Source organism: Mesorhizobium sp. M1D.F.Ca.ET.231.01.1.1, from assembly GCF_003999155.2.
Taxonomy (GTDB): domain Bacteria; phylum Pseudomonadota; class Alphaproteobacteria; order Rhizobiales; family Rhizobiaceae; genus Mesorhizobium.
This window is the reverse complement of the sequence record NZ_RZOZ02000009.1, coordinates 259,010-274,423: the sequence shown is the minus strand read 5'-3', so window position 1 is coordinate 274,423 and position 15,414 is coordinate 259,010. Positions and strand designations below refer to the sequence as shown.

Sequence of the window (15,414 nt, the reverse complement as noted above, 5' to 3'; positions counted from 1 at the left end):
TTCTCAGGCTCTCTTGACTATTCTGTATTGTTCGACGGATCGCCTCTGTCGTTGTGGCGCTGCCGTGAAGAACCTGGCCCATAGTGCATCCTTCCATTCTTGGGAAAACAATGCACCATCAAATGCCGGGATCAAACAGTTAGGCTCGGCGACTTCGCCGTAGCCTTTCGCCCGACCGATGATGCTCGGTGCCGAAACAGAATAATCGGAAGCCGGTGCTGGGCGCGCTGCAACCGGCGAAATATTGGGCAGGTTTGCAGCGGTCAAGCCTCTCCGGCCGGCTAGGCCAGAGGCCGGATCGCCGGCCCGTTGAGCACCGTTCCGTCTGGCGAGAACTGCGAGCCGTGGCAGGGGCAATCCCAGCACTGCTCCGTGGAATTCCATTGCACGATGCAGCCCAGATGCGTGCAGCTCGCTGAATGCCTGTGCAGCTTTCCGTCGCGTTCGCGGCATACGGCGAGCTTGCTCAAGCCGTCCTGAAGAATGCCGCCTTCACCAGGCTTGAGATCGTCGGCCGATTTGATCTCGCCGGGCAGCAAATAGCCAGCAAGGTTCTTCACCGTCGTGAGGTTCTCATTGACGTATTGCGCAAGGGCGGCGGGCGGCGTCCGATCCGGGGCATACACGGCTTCCCACGGGTTCGATCCTTCCACGATCAAATCGCGGATCAGCAGCCCGGCCAATACGCCGTGCGTCATGCCCTGTCCGGAGTCGCCGGTGGCGATGAAGACGTTGCCGTTGCCGGGGCTGCGGCCGATAAAGCCGCAATAGTCGATCGTATCGAGAACCTGACCCGACCATCTCGCTCTTTCTCTGCCAAGATCGGGCACCAATGCCCTGATCCAGGCTTCGAGCGCAGTAAAGCGAACCTCGCCGTCATCGGCTTCGCCCGATTTGTGATCGCGGCCGCCGGCAATGAGACAGTCGGTCTCGCCGAGGCCGGGATTGAGTCGGACATAATAATAGGGATCGTCCATGTCCCAGTAGAGCGCATCAGGAAGAATTCCCCTTTCGATGTCGAAAGCCATCGCATAGGTGCGGTAAGGCGCCATCTTGCTATGGATCTTTACCAAGGTGTTGATTGGCGAATTCGTGGCAAACACCGCGTTCGACGCCGTGACAGTGGAGCCGCCGTCGCATTTCAGGCGAACCTGCTTCCCCTCCTCGATTTCGACGACGGCGCTGTCGGCGAATGCCTTGCCGCCTCGCTTCTGGAAATCGGCGAGCAGCGCGCGAAGATATTTCAGCGGATGGAAAGTGGCCTGGTTCGGATAGCGCAGGATGGGCGCCGATTCATGGCCCTTGAGCGGTACACCCTCGCCATGCTCAACTTCGACGCCGATCTTTGCCGCGGCGGCATATTCCTTGTTGCATTCTCTGGCGGCCTCTTTCTCATCCATCCAGGCGGCCGGGAAAAGGAAGCCGTCCAGCCGCCGGAAGTCGCAATCGATCTCCAGCCTGCCGACATGCTGTTCGATACAGTCGACGGCGGCTTGCTGACTTTCCTGAAATCCGCGCGCGAGGGCCTCGCCGCGCATCTTGACCAGAGCGCTCAAACCGTCGTCGCAGATTGGCGCCAAATGGGCGGTCGTGCGGGATGTCATCCCGCCGAGCAAGGGGCCGCGATCCACAAGCACCACCTTGCGTCCTGCCAAGGCCAGTTCATAGGCAACTGAAACACCGGCGATGCCGGCGCCGATGACGGCCACGTCGCAATGCTCGTCCTGCTCGAGGCGGGGAGCGCTGGGCAAGCTGGTGTCGAGCATCCAAAAAGATCTGGTCGCTTCGCCGCTGACGTTCATCGCATTCTCATCCAGACGACATAAGCTCGCCGTATCGACCGATCTTGGCCACAGCGAGCGGGGCCGTGCTTTCAAACTCCGCTCGACGCGGAATGTTCCTGAACCTGGACCACGCGCGCTGGCGCGGGTCGTGCAACTGCATGGCCACGAAACAGGCACTCGAACGGAATATTTGGGGCTGGGGACTCGTTAATTCCTCAGATAATGCCAGGTAAGGCAAAGTGGACATATTCGACGATCAAAATCATTGAAGCCGCCAGACAGGCCGCGGCTTGCTCTGGCGTAACCTCGAAGGGAACCAGAGATGACAACGGCTGTTTTGGCCTCTTTCACAAGACGATGTGTCGTCGCGGGGCTGGCGGTTACCGCCGCATCGACGGCTGTATTGCCCGCCGACAACGCACGCGCGCAGACCAAGCAAACCGCGCCTGCGAAAAGTCTGTATGAGCGGCTGGGGGGCGTGTTCGCCATTGCGGCGGTGGTGGATCACTTCAGCGATGCCGTCGTGAAGAACCCCATCGTCGGCAAGAAGTCCAAAAACCCGCAACTGCGGAAATGGCACACCAAGAACCTTCAACGACTCCCAGGCCTCAAATTCATGCGCACGCTGTGGGTCTGCGACGTTTCCGGCGGCCCCTTCAAGTTCGTCGCCACAAGGCCCGGCGCGACGCCGCTCGGCCTTGAAGAGGCTCACCGCGACTTGCGGATCTCTCCGGCGGAATTCGACGAGGTCGCAGCGGAACTCGGGCGGACCCTGGACCATTTCAAGGTTCCGAAGGCTGAGAAGACGGAGGTGCTGGAGGCCTTCGCCGCGCACAAGGACGAGGTTACCGAGGGCTACGTCAAAAAGGGCTGATGCACGCCGCCAGGTAGAAGCGGTCCTCTCGTGCTGTTGCGTCCAGCGGACGACGGCGCGCACGGTGACGTCCTCGTCGCGCAGGAAATCGAGCGCGGCCGCAACAACGGGCTTGACGCCTGGAAACTGCGCGATCGGCGTCTGGGGCAAGCTCGCGTGACTCCGAGGCTCCGGTTCCTCTATAGGATGGCGCTTTCTCCCCTCCCCGGAGCCGTCCCATGCCCGCCTCCCTTGTCGCCGAGTTGCGCGCCCTCCTCCCTAACGCCACCATCTGGGACGCCGCCGAGCTCGCCACTCGTGACCCCGGCTTCGACGCCCGCAATTTCGGCGCCTCGGCGCTGGTGCGGCCGGCCGACACCGCGAGCGTCGCGGCGCTGGTGAAGTTTTGCGCGGAGCGCGGCATCGGGCTGGTCGCGCAGGGCGGGCGCACCGGGCTGGCGGGCGGGGCGGCGACTTCTTCCGGCCAGGTGATCTGCGATCTCGGCGGGCTCAACCAAATCGAGGAGATCGACCCGTTCGCGCGGGTGGCGATCGTCCAGGCCGGCGCGACGCTTGGGGCGCTGCAGGAGGCTGCGGCCCAGCATGGGCTCGACCCCGGCATCGACCTTGCGGCGCGCGGCAGCGCCACCATCGGCGGTATGGTTTCCACCAATGCAGGCGGCATCATGGCCTTTCGCAACGGCACGATGCGCCACCGCGTGCTCGGCCTGGAAGCCGTGCTGCCGGACGGGCGCGTGTTCTCCGACCTCACCCAGGTGCTCAAGACCAGCGCCGGCTATGACCTGAAACTCCTGTTCATCGGCGCGGAAGGGACGCTCGGCATCGTCACCCGCGTGGCGCTCAGGCTCGATCCGGTGGCCGGCGCAAGCGCAACCGCGCTGGTCGGCGTGCCGGATGCGGCCAGCGCGCAGCGCATCGTGCGGCATTTTCTGAGCCAAACCGGCACGCGGCTTACCGCCGCCGAGATCCTGTGGCGGCGCTTTGCCGCCTTGATGCAGCGGGGGCTTGGCTACGCGCCCGGGCAGTTGCCGCTCGACGCGCCTTGCCTGCTGGTGCTGGGCCTCGGCGCCGACTCGATCGAGGCGGCGCGGACGGCGCTCGAGGACGGGCTGGCGGCGATCTGGGTAGAGGCTGGCATCGTCGACGCGCTGGTCGCGGCTTCCGAGGCGCAGGCGGCCGCGATGTGGCGGCTGCGCGAGGAGACGGAGCAAATCGAGCGCGCGCATCCCTTGGCGCCCTCCTTCGATGTCTCGGTGCCGGCCGGCGCGCTGGACGCCTATGTGGCGCGCATCGAAGCCGGGCTGAAGACGCTCGACGCTTCATACGCGCCCTATGTCTACGGCCATCTTGCCGACGGCAATCTGCACATATCCATCAACTGCGACGGGCAGGTGCCGCATGAGCGGCACGAGGCGATCGAGGACGTGCTCTATGAGGGGCTGAACGAAGCCGGCGGCTCGTTCTCGGCCGAGCACGGGATAGGCCTCGACAAGCGCGAGGCCTATGAGCGCCACGCCGACCCGGTGAAGCGGGAATTGGCGCGGGCGATCAAGGCGATGATCGATCCGGGCAATGTGATGAATCCGGGGAAGGTTGTTTCGGGGGAGTGACGGCTATGCCCTGAGAGGCCGGCGGGACAGCGCCCCCCTCTGGTCTGCCGACCATCTCCCCCACAAGGGGGGAGATTGGACGTCGTGTTGGCTTTCGCCAGTCGCCAACGTTGCAGGAATGAGCGGAGCGCCGAAGCTGCCAATCTCCCTCCTTGTGGGGGAGATGTCCGGCAGGACAGAGGGGGCGCGAAGGAATGAGGCGCTGATTTCCTTTCGCCCATATCGCCCGCACGGCCAGGCAAGCCAAGACGGAGAAGGGGAACTCGCTACAAAGCCCCTTCTCCGCCTCGGCTTGGCTCGGCCCCTCGCTCCGCCAAGCGAGGAGCCAAAAAGCCGAATTCAAGCCGCCAGCTCAACCTCACGCGCCGCCGCGATCATGACGCCGGCGAGCAGCCCGTAGGCGGCTTGCCATGCTTCCCGCATCTCCTGCGTGAAAGCCTCGCCGAGGCCCGCCTCGAGCGTCTCGATCAGCGCCTGGCCGACGATTGGGTAATGATGCTCCTCGACGCCGTAGCCGACATGGCGCCTGGCGAGATCCTGAACAGTGGGCAGGATGGTCTCGGCGCGGGAAAGCCCGTGCACGACGAAGCCGGGGGCCGTCATCAGCTTGGCGCCCTGCTTCTCCATCTCGGTTGTGTGAAACAGCGCCTTGAGGCTGCCGTCGATGGCAAACAGCTTCTCGCAGAACAAGGCCGCAGCGACGTCGCGAAAACTATCCTGCACAAGCCTGATCTGGTCGGGTGTCATCGGCGCGCTCCTCGGCGTCCTTGGTCTGCGTGAGGATCACGCCTTGGTGTTTCGCCGGCATGCCGGTTGTGGAGGCGATATGTTTCAGGCTTGTCTCTGCCGCGTATCGGGTTGCGGGAGGCTGGGTTCCTCTCCCACAGCGAGAAGAACGACTGAGACGCCGGCGCGAAGGATCGCGGCGTCCGTGCAGCTTGGGATCAAGCGGCAGGGCCAGCCCCTGCCACCAACCGCTTCGCCGCGTGCACTGCCGCCGTGCAATAGTTCCGGTCGCCGTGGATCAGGATCATCACCATGGCGCCCTCGATCAACATGATCAGCTCGCGCGCCCGCTCCTTCGGGGCCGGCACGTTCGCCTGGGCAAGCATCGCCTCCAGGTTCCGCTCCATCAGCGCCTTGTGCTGGCGCGCGATCGAGCGCGCGGGATGGCCCGACAGGTCGGCGAGCTCGATGGCGAGGCGGGTGAAGCCGGAGCCCGCCCAGCGCGGCTTGGACGACCATTTGACGAGCCCCTCGAACAGCTTGTCGATCAGCGCATCCGCGCCGCCCGACAGATCGATGCCGTAATTCTGGAAGTCGGCGAAGGTGCGCTCGTGCTGCGAGGCGAGCACCGCCGTCAGCAGCGCGTCCTTGCTGGCGAAGTGATAATAGAGCGTGCGCTTGGTGACGCCGGCGGCGCCCGCGATCTCGTCCATCCCGACGCGGAAGAAACCCCGGCGGCGAAAGAGCTTGTACGCCGCCTGCAAGATCACGGGCCTGGTCGCGTCGGACGTTCTGGGCATGGGCGCTGCCGGTCGAAAGTATACTCGCTAGTGAATTTACATCAGGGCAAGCGCGGCCTTCAATGATCAGTGCTTACTAATCTTCGAAGGGAGGACGACGATGGAAAGAGTGGTCCCCACGGTGCTCGATGTTCCGACAGGGATCGTGACGTTGCCGGACACGATCGGGGCGACGGCGACGGCACCAAAGCTGATGGCGAACATGACCTGCATCGAGGACCTGCGCCAGGCGGCGCGACGCCAGGTGCCGCGCGCCTTCTTCGACTATGCCGAGGCCGGCTCATATGCCGAGCAGACGCTGCGCGCCAACCGCGCCGACCTCGAGCGGATCACGCTGAAGCAGCGCGTGCTGGTCGACGTCGAGCAGCGCGACACGTCGACCACCATCCTCGGCGAGAAGGTGGCGCTGCCCATAGCGCTGGCGCCGATCGGCCTCGGCGGCATGCAATGGGCCGATGGCGAGATCCTCGCCTGCCGCGCGGCAAAGGCCGCCGGAATTCCCTATACGATGAGCACAATGTCGATATGCTCGATCGAGGACGTGGCGCAAGCGGTCGGCAAGCCGTTCTGGTTCCAGCTCTATGTAATGAAGGACCGCGGCTTCGTGCGCGCGCTGGCCGAGCGGGCGCATGCCGCCCGCTGCAGCGGGCTGGTGCTCACCGTCGACCTGCAGGTGCTGGGGCAGCGCCACGCCGACGTCAGGAATGGGCTTTCGGTGCCGCCGGCGCTGAAAGTTCGCACGATCCTCGACATCGCCAGCCGGCGGGCCTGGGCGGCCCGCATGCTTACGGCAAAGCGATGGACCTTCGGCAATCTCGCCGGCCATCTCAAGGGCGAGGGCAGCGTCAAGGGTGTGGCGGACTGGGTGTCGCACCAGTTCGATGCGTCGCTGAACTGGAGCGACGTCGAGTGGATCCGAAGCATCTGGCCGGGCAAGCTTATCCTCAAGGGCATCCTTGATGTCGTCGACGCGCGCTCGGCCTGCAAGGCCGGCGCCGACGCCATCGTGGTCTCCAACCATGGCGGCCGGCAGCTCGACGGCGCGCCCTCGACTATCTCGATGCTGCCCCGGATCGCCGAGGCGGTGGGTTCGCAGGTGGAGGTGCTGTTCGACGGCGGCGTGCGCTCCGGCCAGGATGTGATGCGGGCGCTGGCGCTCGGCGCCCGCGCCTGCCTGGTCGGGCGCGCCTATGTCTACGGCCTCGGCGCCGGCGGCGAGGCGGGCGTGGCGACCGCCATCGATATCCTGCGCAAGGAACTGTCGGTCACCATGGCACTGACGGGAACGCGCAATGTCGCGGAGATTGACGAGAGGGTGCTGAACTAGGGCAATTCCAGGAAAAGTGTGAGCGGTTTTCCGTCCGGAATTGCGTAAAAACAAGGAGATAGGGCGTTTCGCCGTTTAGGTGAAACGGTGAAACGCACTAGGTTGGCGCGCTTGACAGAGGGGATACCGGCGCGAGGCAACCCTTTCTATCCTGCCGGCGAGGGAAGCGCGCCGCCCCTACTCGCACTGCCGGCGCGGGCCGCCGTCGAGGGGCTGGTAGGTGTTGTCCTGCGGATCGTAGGAGCGGTAGCGGCTGAAGCAGTCGCTGACATGGTCACCCGAAAACTGCGGGCCCAAAAGGCGATCCCTGGGGGCTTGCTCCTCGGGCGCGATCTCCTCCGGCGGGCCGCCATAGGTGGTGGCGTAGCCGTCACGCGTGGGAGCGTAGCCTTCCATCTCGGCCTCGTCGTCGCTCACCTCGCCCTGATCGGCCTGGCCACTCCGACCTGCGTCGGTCGAAGCGGTGGCGTCGCCGCCCGGATCGAAATAAGGCGAGACGCAGGGGCGCAGCTCGCCGCTGTAGGAGCGGTAGCTGTTTTCTTCCGGACGATAGCTGCGATAGCGGTTGGCGCACCATTCGAGATGGGCGGCGGGCAATCGGGCCTGCCCGGCCGGTGCCTGCTCGGAAGAGGTCTGCCCGGAAGGTTGGGCGGCCGCATTGGCATCGGGCTGGGCCATCTGTGAAGCGTTGGGCTGGGCGGGCAAGGGCTGCAATTGCCGCGGCGCGGCGGGTTGCGGGGTGGCGAGAGCGGTGGTCTGCGCGCCGGTATCCGCCTTGGCGGGCGCGCCGGCCGCCTGCTGGGCCGGGATGCGCTCGAGCTCCTGCTTCGCCGGATCGACCGGCTGGGCATCCTTGGTCCACAGCTCGGAAACGCCGATCGCGGGTGTGGCCTGGCGCACCGGCTTGGCGGCCAGCAGCCAGGTGGCGAAGCCAAGTCCGCTGGCGAACACGGCCAGGGTGAGCACGAAGCCGCCGACGATTCCCAACAAAGCCTTCACGCTGCACTCCTTAAGCCCCCGCTCATAGAATGCCAGGCACGGGATGGAAGTTCCCGTCCCCATGAAATGGTGGTTCGGCGAAGCCGAGACTAAGTGGTGGCGCTAACCCGCGCCATGCGACCATAAAGAAGGTCATCGCCCTACGAAGCCTCCTCTCCGGCCGCTTCGCGGCCACCTATCTCCACCGCCATACGGGGCGAGGAAGGAGCTAGCCGACCACCTCGCGATATTCCCTCACCTTCCCGTCCTGCCCACGAATCCGCCAGGTCTCGCCGTCGCGGCCCTCGATATGGCTTGCCGCGAGCGGCACCTTGCCGCCGCCTTCGGGCAAATCGATGACATAGGTCGGGTTGCATATGCCGGAGAGGCGATGGCGCAGTTCGGCGACCAGCGCCTGCCCCTCGGCAATTGTCGTGCGGCGGTGCGCCATACCGCGCGTCAGGTCGCCATGGTGCAGGTAATAGGGCTTTACCCCGAGGCGATACATCAGCTCGCGGCAGAGCTCCTCCAGCACCTCGACATGATCGTTGACGCCTTTCAAGAGGACGCTCTGGTTGAGCAGGACAAAACCCGCCTGCCGCATCGTCCGGCAGGCCGTTTCGGCCTCGCCGGTGATCTCGCGCGGGTGGTTGAAGTGGGTGACCACCGTCACCAACAACCGGCCCTGCAGCGCCGCCACCAACCCCGCCGTGATGCGCGACGGCAGCGCCACCGGCACGCGGGTGTGGATGCGCAACAGCCGGACATGCGGGATGGCCTCGATGCGGGCGCGGATTTCGGCCAGCGCCTTGTCCGGCAGCGAGAGCGGATCGCCGCCGGTCAGGATCACCTCGCGGATCTCGGGGTGCCCGGCGATATGGGCCAGCGCCGGCTCCAGCGCCTCGCGCGTATAGCCGCGGCCGATCGACGTCAGCGACTCCTTGCGAAAACAGAAGCGGCAATAGACCGCGCATTGGTAGGTCGGGAACAAAAGCACGCGGTCGGCGTGGCGATGCGTCAGCCGCGGCACCGGGCTGTAGGCATGGTCGCCGATCGGGTCGTCGAGCTCGCCCTCGGCGGCGATCAACTCGTCCGGCGACGGGATCACCTGGGCGCGGATCGGGTCGTTGGGATCGCTCCAGTCGATCAGGTCGAGGTAAGCTTTCGGCACGCGCACCTTGTGGCTGGCCGCGGCTTTCTGCGCAGCCCCGCGCTCGGCGGGCGAAAGCGGCAGCGCGGCAAGGTCACGGACATGGCGCACGCCGGCGCGGACATCGCCCTGCCAGGCGGCGTCGGGCGCGAAGGCCGGTTGTTTGAGGTTGGCGTCTGAGGTCATCGGAGGTCCCGCAAGCAATTTCGGCGGACCTATCGGCCGGATGGGCGGCGGGGTCAACCGCCGCGGTTGCCGCAGACCAGCAGGCGCCGCGCCTCGCTCCCTGCCCATGCGGATAGTTGTTTTAGCGAAATGCTATTAGTCTCAGCCATCCGGGGCTTCGGGGGCGAACAATGGATTTCAACACAGGCCATGGCTACCTCCTGATCGGCGGGCTCATCCTGGTCGGCGCGGGACTGCTGATCCTTTCTTTGATCGTCAATCTGCATGTGGCGCACAGTGTGCGCGACGACATACGCCACCGCGAAAAGCTGCTGGAATATTACCGCAACATCTTCTCACAGCTTGGCGTCATCCTCATCGGCATCGGCGTTTCGCTGTTCATCTTCTTCTTCCAGCAGAATTATCAGGACCAGCGCAAACGCGAGACCGAGCTGCAGCAGGTACTGGCCAAGCTTGCCGCGCGCATTGCCCGCGGCGCGCCCGTCATCGAAACGCTCGGCGAGTTCGACGATGTCCTGGACGAGGGCGGCGCCTATATCAGCCCGGATCTTGGCGGAAAGAACGCTGCGGTGAGCGCGCAGGGAAGCGAACTCGGCAAGCAGGTCACGAAGATCCTCCTGGTCGAGCGCGATATCGATGTGCGCGACTTCGACATCCTGAACCTGTCGCGTGATTTCGAGACGACTTTCGTCGTCAACGAGATCGATCCCAAGCTGTGGTTCAACATCGTGCGCGACGAGAGCGAGATCAAATACGCCACCACCCAGCTCGTCCTCGACTACAAGGACCTCCAGGACGCGATCGGCGGCGAGCCGGTCGAGGCCGCGGTCGCCAATCCGGAGAAGGAGCGCAAGATCAAGCACGAGGTGCTCGACATCTTCTATGACGCCGATCTCTTGCGCCTGCGCAGCAGGCAGTTCCTAGGCCGCGCGTGCTGGCTGTTCAGCAAGGGCCGCGGCTTCGTCAGCGCAGCATCGGCGGATGCGATCGAAGCCGATGCCAGATCGCACCAGGAATGGATCGACCGGGCGAAACCCGTGCTGACGCAGGCGAAATCCGGCAGCGGCGATTGCTTCAGGTTGCTTCACCACAAAGAAATTGCCGAATAATCCTAAGGGTGCAGGCCAAGCCGCATGAGGTCGAGGAATGCGAAACGCGACGGTGGCTGCACTCATATACGAGTTTCTTTTCGATGTTTACCGGCTAATCGAGGCCGAGCGAGAATTTAACAGTTGGTTGCCAGACGAACACGGCGTGATGCGCGAAGCATTCAATAACTGGTTCACGAGTTGCTGGGAGTGGAGTACCTCCGTGCTGGAGGCGGCTGGCGCCACCAAGGCCCTTCGACCGCCCGCTATGCCCCGGCTCCTTGAGCGAGACGCGAACAGGAGTAGTCCGGGTCCATACAGCTATCCCGCAATGACATTGGATGAATGTCGCATTGCAGACTTTTCAGAGTTCGAGACCTTCGACAATTATTGCTATGCAATGTTCACCTTTTCCCAATTGATCGGTCAAACTTCGGGGAGTGAGGTCAATCTAGACGTCCTGTCTGACCGGTTCCTGGAGGACGTTGCATTCAAGGACGATATATTTCTGATCGAGAGCAGTCATTGCGTAAGATTCAAAGGCGATCGCTTTCAGGAAAAAGTGATGACGCATTGGCGGCGCGAGATGCCGGTTCGCACATTTCGACGCAAGGACGGCGCATAAGTAGGGCACAGGGCAGTATGCTGAGTTAGTCCCCCACCCGCCGCAGCGTGCCCATATGGTTGTCGTCGAGAAAATCGATCGTCACGGCCGACGCCTTGCCGTCCGGGCCGACGACAAAGCTCACGCCCGCTGGCCGGTTCGGGGTCTCGGCATCAGGGAAGGTCAGGAAAATATCTCCGTCGAAGTGCTTCAATGAATAGGATCGCGCGCCGGCCGGGCCCAGCTTGAGCACGAGGCCGTCGCCCGCGCCCGATACGACCGCTTGGCCGATGAAGTCGTTGGCGTAGTGGCCGATATAGGCGCCGGCCGGCGCCGCCGGCCTTGCCGGCGACGGCGGCTTAGCATAGGCGGCTTTGGCCGCCTCGACAGCCGGGCCGAACAGGTCGGCATAGATCGCGTCCCAGGCCCCGATCCAATCCTTCTCGACCGAACCGTCAAAGACCAGATCGGCGAAGCTGTCGGAGAGACCTTCCGGCGCGCCGGTCGGGAAGGCGTTGGTAAGGATGGCGATGCCGAGCTTCTCCTTCGGGAACAGCGTCACCACCGTGCGCGCGCCGACGCTGAAGGCGCCGGCATGGCCCCAGCTCAGTCCGTGCCGGCCGAATTCGACGTTCCAGCCGAGGCCGTAGAAGGATTCGCCGCCCGAGACCGGGTTCTTGCCGCGCGTCATCAGCGGCACATGCGTCTGGGCGAGCGCATCTGCCGCGATCAGCGGCTTGCCGGCGTAGGCGCCGTCGCCCAGCAGCAGGCGCACCCATTGCGAGAGATCGCGGGCGGTGGAGCTGACGCCGCCGGCGGGCGCCTGCGCGTCCGGATCGCGCTTGATCTTCGCAGCCCAGGCGCCGTCGACCCTGACGTGAAGCGCCGCGCGATCGGCGTGCATGACGAAATCCGCGAGACGCGAGCTGGTCGAGGCCATGCCGAGCGGACGGTAAAGCTTTTCCTCGGCGACCTCCTCCCAGGACTTTCCCGTCGGCATGGCGGCCGCGACGGCGCCTTCGGTCAGGCCGAAATTGCTGTAGGAGTAGCCGGCGCGAAAGCTCGACGACGGCGGCACGAAGCGCAGGCGATGCAGGATCGTGGCGCGATCGTAGCCGATGTCCTCGAGGTCGTCGCCGGCGGTGCCCGGAAGCCCGCTGCGATGCGCGAAGAGATCGCGCACCGTCAGCTGGCTGGTGGGATAGGGATCGGCGAGCCGGAAGCCCGGATCGAGATCGGCGATCCTGGAATCCCAGGACACGACCCCGTCGCTGACCAGCGCCGCCACGACCGTGGCGGAGACCGGCTTGGAGAGGGACGCGATCTGGAACACCGTGTCGGGGTCGACGGCCTCCGGCTTGCCGGCCTCGCGATGGCCGAACCCTTTCAGGAAGACAACCTCGTCGTCATGAACGACCGCGATGGCGAGACCGGGCACGGCACCGTCCGCGACGGCGCCCTGCGCCAGCGCCTCGAGCTTCGACAGGGCCGTCGACATCCGCTCGGGCGAGATTGGATCCGCAGATGCCGCCTGGTTCCAAAGCCCGATAACGCCGATGAAGGCCAAGATCCTCAAATGACAGAGATTCCGATCAAGCCGCATGCTTGCGCCTCCCCTCTCCGCATTGACCTCGCGACAATACAGGGCAGCGCCGGCCGGGCCAATCCCCGTCACCTCTCGAACTTCCGGATCGCCTCGACGGTCACCGGCGTGAAGAAATTGACGAGATTACCGTCGGGATCGCGGAACAGCAGCGAGCGGTTGCCCCACGGCATGGTGGTCGGCGCCTGCACCAGTGAGCCATCGATGCGATCGGCGAGCCGCCGGTACTCGGCATCGACATCTGCGACGCGGAACTCGATGATGGCTGTTTGATTGGCTGCCGGCCGAGCGACGTGGTCGCCGCCGAAGAGCTGCAGCGTGCGCGTGCTGCCGATGGCGAGCGTGCCGGCCTTTGTGATCAGTTCGGCGAAATCCTCGGTGTAAAGCGTGAGCTTGGAACCGGTCGCCTCCTCATAGAAGTCGACCAGCCGCCTGACATCGGCGGTGATGATGCGGGTCGAAACGAAATTCATGAATCTTCTCCATCAGATGCTGGCGCCCGTTGCGGCGCCGTGTCCGACTTGTGGACGAGGCCTGCTGCCAGCATAGTGGCAACAGGAGACATGCCTTGCGCCGCGCCGACAGATTGTTCCAGATCATCCAGATCCTGCGGCGCTCGACCCAGCCGATAACCGCCAGCCGGATCGCCGAGGAGCTCGAGACCTCGCGCCGTTCGGTCTATCGCGACATTGCCGACCTCATCGGCCAGCGCGTGCCGATCCAGGGCGAAGCCGGCCTCGGCTATGTGCTCGACCGCGATTACGATATGCCGCCACTGATGCTGACGCCGGACGAGCTGGAGGCGGCGGTGCTCGGCGCGCAATGGGTAGCCGACAAGGGCGACGCGGTACTGGCGGAAGCGGCGCGCGACCTCATCGCCAAGATCGCCACTGTCGTGCCGGAGCGCCTGCGCCCCTGCGTCAGCCAGCCGAGCGTCGGTGCGCCGCTCAGCCGCGCAAGCCTACCGGACGGGCTCGACATCGCACGGGCACGCGCATCGATCCGCAACGGCCACAAGATCCGCATCCGCTACCGCAACGAACGCGAGGAAGAGAGCGAACGCGTCATCTGGCCGACGATGATCGGCTATGCCGAGACGGTGCGGCTGCTCGCAGCCTGGTGCGAGCTGCGCCAGGATTTCCGCCATTTCCGCACCGACCGCATCAGCGCCGCCACCTTCCTCGACGAGCGCATCGGCTGCCGGCCGGCAGAGCTGCGCAGCCGCTGGAAACGGCACATGGAAGCGCAAGGGCTTCGCCTGCCCTGATCCCTAAATCTCCGCATAGATCTCCAGCACATTCCCATCCGGATCGCGGAAGAACAACGTGCGGTGGCCCCAGGGCTGGTCGGTCGCCTCCATCTCGATGGCGACGCCCTTGTCTCGCAGCGCCTCGGCGCATTGGTCGACCTCGGCGGGCGCGACGCGAAAGGCAAGCTGCAGCGAAAGCGCGCCTGCCGGCGTCGTCGCGTCGTTGAACATTGCGCTGCGCTCTGTCAGGGCCAGGAGGCAGGAGCCGACCTGGTAGGCGGTCCAACCCTCGCCGAGGCTCGAATGAACGGGAAAGCCCATGACGTCCTCGTAGAAGCCGCGCATCGCTTTCATGTCGCGGGCGAAGATGACGGTGTAGTCGATGTTCCTGATCTTTTTCAGCGCATTCATTTTTGGATCCTTGTCCAAGTTGGCCGCGTCGGGTGCGACCAGTGTGGTGTTAGAAGCGCCGCTGGATTTATACTGGTAGTCAGGTAGTACAAGATGAGCGGCGCTGCTGGTAGCGCCGCTAACCCCCTTCGAGGGTACGGGATGCTGGAACGGACGGCTGAGGCGGACAGACGCAAGGAGCTCGGTCGCTTTCTGCGCGCCATGCGCGAGCGCGTCGAGCCGGCGCGGCACGGCATCAGCCCCGGCACCCGACGGCGCGCCCCGGGCCTGCTGCGCGAGGAGGTGGCACTGCTCGCCGGCATCAGCGCCACCTGGTACACGTGGCTGGAACAAGGGCGCGAGGCCAACCCGTCCGCCCAGGTGCTCCACGCGCTGGCCGACGTGCTGAAGCTCTTGCCGGTCGAGCGCGAGCATCTATTCAAACTCGCGAAGCCGCAATGGCTGCCCGAGACTTCCCGGTCCGAACGCCCCTCGCCCGATCCGTGGATGGCTGACCTGCTTGCGGCGCTCTCGCCCAATCCAGCCTACGCGCTGAACCGCGCCTGGGATTTCGCGGCATGGAATGACGAGGCGGCGGCGCTGTTCGGCGGGTTCGACCCGGAGGACCCGGTGAAGCGCAACCTGCTCACGCGGCTCTTCCTCGATCCGGACTGGCGGGCGCTGTTCGCCGACTGGGAGGTGGTGGCGCGCTCAGCCATCGCGCAGTTTCGCTCGGCGACGGTCGGCTATGCGGCGGCTGCAGACATCCGCGCCGTGCTCGATCCGCTCAGGGCGCTGAGCCCGGAGTTCGATCGGCAATGGGCGGAGATGCGTGTCGAGGAAGCGCCGATCTGGTCGAAGGGGCTGGTTGGGCCAAGTGGCGAGGTCGTGACCTATGATTACGTCATGCTGACGCCCGCCGGGGCGGGCAAGGACATGACGATCAGCCTTTATCGGAAGCGTGGCGAAAGCCTGCGAGCGCGCCCCTCTCCCCGACTTTCACCGTAATCGACCAGCGCCGGGTTTTCGGGCAATCTCCCTCAGC

The 15,414-nt window shown here is 65.0% G+C and carries 15 protein-coding genes; 7 read left to right on the top strand and 8 right to left on the bottom strand.

Going from position 1 to position 15,414, the window contains the following annotated elements:
* Positions 1–281: 281 nt before the first annotated feature.
* Positions 282–1,802, bottom strand: coding sequence for an FAD-dependent oxidoreductase (locus tag EN874_RS23640; RefSeq protein WP_127427524.1), 1,521 nt, complete (start codon positions 1,800–1,802; stop codon positions 282–284).
* A 304-nt stretch (positions 1,803–2,106) separates the two neighbouring features.
* Here EN874_RS23640 and EN874_RS23635 point away from each other — a divergent pair, with 304 nt between their 5' ends.
* Together EN874_RS23635 and EN874_RS23630 are read left to right on the top strand one after the other, a co-directional pair.
* Entirely contained in the window at positions 2,107–2,658 is a 552-nt protein-coding gene (locus tag EN874_RS23635) for a group 1 truncated hemoglobin (protein WP_127427523.1), read from the top strand.
* Positions 2,659–2,876: 218 nt separating this feature from the next.
* The gene (locus EN874_RS23630) at positions 2,877–4,268 is read left to right on the top strand and encodes an FAD-binding oxidoreductase (protein WP_127427522.1); all 1,392 of its coding nucleotides are present in this window, start codon (positions 2,877–2,879) and stop codon (positions 4,266–4,268) included.
* A gap of 339 nt (positions 4,269–4,607) precedes the next feature.
* Here EN874_RS23630 and EN874_RS23620 read toward each other — a convergent pair whose 3' ends face one another.
* Together EN874_RS23620 and EN874_RS23615 are read right to left on the bottom strand one after the other, a co-directional pair.
* Entirely contained in the window at positions 4,608–5,015 is a 408-nt protein-coding gene (locus tag EN874_RS23620; protein ID WP_127427520.1) for a globin family protein, read from the bottom strand.
* Between the two features lie 197 nt (positions 5,016–5,212).
* On the bottom strand, positions 5,213–5,794 hold the full coding sequence (locus EN874_RS23615) for a TetR/AcrR family transcriptional regulator (protein ID WP_127427519.1): 582 nt from the start codon (positions 5,792–5,794) through the stop codon (positions 5,213–5,215).
* Positions 5,795–5,987: 193 nt separating this feature from the next.
* Here EN874_RS23615 and EN874_RS23610 point away from each other — a divergent pair, with 193 nt between their 5' ends.
* On the top strand, positions 5,988–7,121 hold the full coding sequence (locus EN874_RS23610) for an alpha-hydroxy acid oxidase (protein ID WP_127427539.1): 1,134 nt from the start codon (positions 5,988–5,990) through the stop codon (positions 7,119–7,121).
* A gap of 177 nt (positions 7,122–7,298) precedes the next feature.
* Here the strand turns inward: EN874_RS23610 and EN874_RS23605 are convergent, their stop codons facing one another.
* Positions 7,299–8,120 carry a BA14K family protein gene (locus EN874_RS23605; RefSeq protein WP_245513640.1) on the bottom strand — a complete coding sequence of 274 codons (822 nt, stop codon included), beginning with the start codon at positions 8,118–8,120 and terminating at the stop codon, positions 7,299–7,301.
* A 208-nt stretch (positions 8,121–8,328) separates the two neighbouring features.
* Positions 8,329–9,435, bottom strand: a complete 1,107-nt coding sequence (locus EN874_RS23600; RefSeq protein ID WP_127427517.1) for a KamA family radical SAM protein — start codon at positions 9,433–9,435, stop codon at positions 8,329–8,331.
* A gap of 170 nt (positions 9,436–9,605) precedes the next feature.
* Here EN874_RS23600 and EN874_RS23595 point away from each other — a divergent pair, with 170 nt between their 5' ends.
* Positions 9,606–10,544, top strand: coding sequence for a hypothetical protein (locus EN874_RS23595; RefSeq protein WP_127427516.1), 939 nt, complete (start codon positions 9,606–9,608; stop codon positions 10,542–10,544).
* A gap of 37 nt (positions 10,545–10,581) precedes the next feature.
* Complete coding sequence (locus EN874_RS23590; protein WP_127427515.1) at positions 10,582–11,148, top strand: hypothetical protein; 567 nt, start codon at positions 10,582–10,584, stop codon at positions 11,146–11,148.
* Positions 11,149–11,173: 25 nt separating this feature from the next.
* Here EN874_RS23590 and EN874_RS23585 read toward each other — a convergent pair whose 3' ends face one another.
* The gene (locus EN874_RS23585) at positions 11,174–12,730 is read right to left on the bottom strand and encodes a serine hydrolase (RefSeq protein WP_127427514.1); all 1,557 of its coding nucleotides are present in this window, start codon (positions 12,728–12,730) and stop codon (positions 11,174–11,176) included.
* 68 nt (positions 12,731–12,798) lie between these two features.
* Positions 12,799–13,203 carry a VOC family protein gene (locus EN874_RS23580; RefSeq protein ID WP_127427513.1) on the bottom strand — a complete coding sequence of 135 codons (405 nt, stop codon included), beginning with the start codon at positions 13,201–13,203 and terminating at the stop codon, positions 12,799–12,801.
* A gap of 95 nt (positions 13,204–13,298) precedes the next feature.
* On the opposite strand from EN874_RS23580, the gene EN874_RS23575 reads away from it, so the two are divergent.
* Positions 13,299–13,997: a YafY family protein gene (locus EN874_RS23575; RefSeq protein WP_127427512.1), complete on the top strand. Its 699-nt coding sequence runs from the start codon at positions 13,299–13,301 to the stop codon at positions 13,995–13,997.
* A gap of 3 nt (positions 13,998–14,000) precedes the next feature.
* Here EN874_RS23575 and EN874_RS23570 read toward each other — a convergent pair whose 3' ends face one another.
* Positions 14,001–14,390: a VOC family protein gene (locus EN874_RS23570; RefSeq protein ID WP_127427511.1), complete on the bottom strand. Its 390-nt coding sequence runs from the start codon at positions 14,388–14,390 to the stop codon at positions 14,001–14,003.
* Between the two features lie 141 nt (positions 14,391–14,531).
* On the opposite strand from EN874_RS23570, the gene EN874_RS23565 reads away from it, so the two are divergent.
* The gene (locus EN874_RS23565; RefSeq protein WP_168247567.1) at positions 14,532–15,377 is read left to right on the top strand and encodes a helix-turn-helix transcriptional regulator; all 846 of its coding nucleotides are present in this window, start codon (positions 14,532–14,534) and stop codon (positions 15,375–15,377) included.
* The last annotated feature ends 37 nt before the right edge of the window (positions 15,378–15,414 follow it).

Bases quoted from the DNA above. Each gene is read 5' to 3' on its own strand.
- EN874_RS23565 (WP_168247567.1), top strand. From the start codon at position 14,532: ATGCTGGAACGGACGGCTGAGGCGGACAGACGCAAGGAGCTCGGTCGC.
- EN874_RS23570 (WP_127427511.1), bottom strand. From the start codon at position 14,390: ATGAATGCGCTGAAAAAGATCAGGAACATCGACTACACCGTCATCTTC.
- EN874_RS23615 (WP_127427519.1), bottom strand. From the start codon at position 5,794: ATGCCCAGAACGTCCGACGCGACCAGGCCCGTGATCTTGCAGGCGGCG.
- EN874_RS23590 (WP_127427515.1), top strand. From the start codon at position 10,582: ATGCGAAACGCGACGGTGGCTGCACTCATATACGAGTTTCTTTTCGAT.
- EN874_RS23610 (WP_127427539.1), top strand. From the start codon at position 5,988: ATGGCGAACATGACCTGCATCGAGGACCTGCGCCAGGCGGCGCGACGC.
- EN874_RS23585 (WP_127427514.1), bottom strand. From the start codon at position 12,730: ATGCGGCTTGATCGGAATCTCTGTCATTTGAGGATCTTGGCCTTCATC.
- EN874_RS23600 (WP_127427517.1), bottom strand. From the start codon at position 9,435: ATGACCTCAGACGCCAACCTCAAACAACCGGCCTTCGCGCCCGACGCC.
- EN874_RS23620 (WP_127427520.1), bottom strand. From the start codon at position 5,015: ATGACACCCGACCAGATCAGGCTTGTGCAGGATAGTTTTCGCGACGTC.
- EN874_RS23630 (WP_127427522.1), top strand. From the start codon at position 2,877: ATGCCCGCCTCCCTTGTCGCCGAGTTGCGCGCCCTCCTCCCTAACGCC.
- EN874_RS23640 (WP_127427524.1), bottom strand. From the start codon at position 1,802: ATGAACGTCAGCGGCGAAGCGACCAGATCTTTTTGGATGCTCGACACC.
- EN874_RS23595 (WP_127427516.1), top strand. From the start codon at position 9,606: ATGGATTTCAACACAGGCCATGGCTACCTCCTGATCGGCGGGCTCATC.
- EN874_RS23635 (WP_127427523.1), top strand. From the start codon at position 2,107: ATGACAACGGCTGTTTTGGCCTCTTTCACAAGACGATGTGTCGTCGCG.
- EN874_RS23580 (WP_127427513.1), bottom strand. From the start codon at position 13,203: ATGAATTTCGTTTCGACCCGCATCATCACCGCCGATGTCAGGCGGCTG.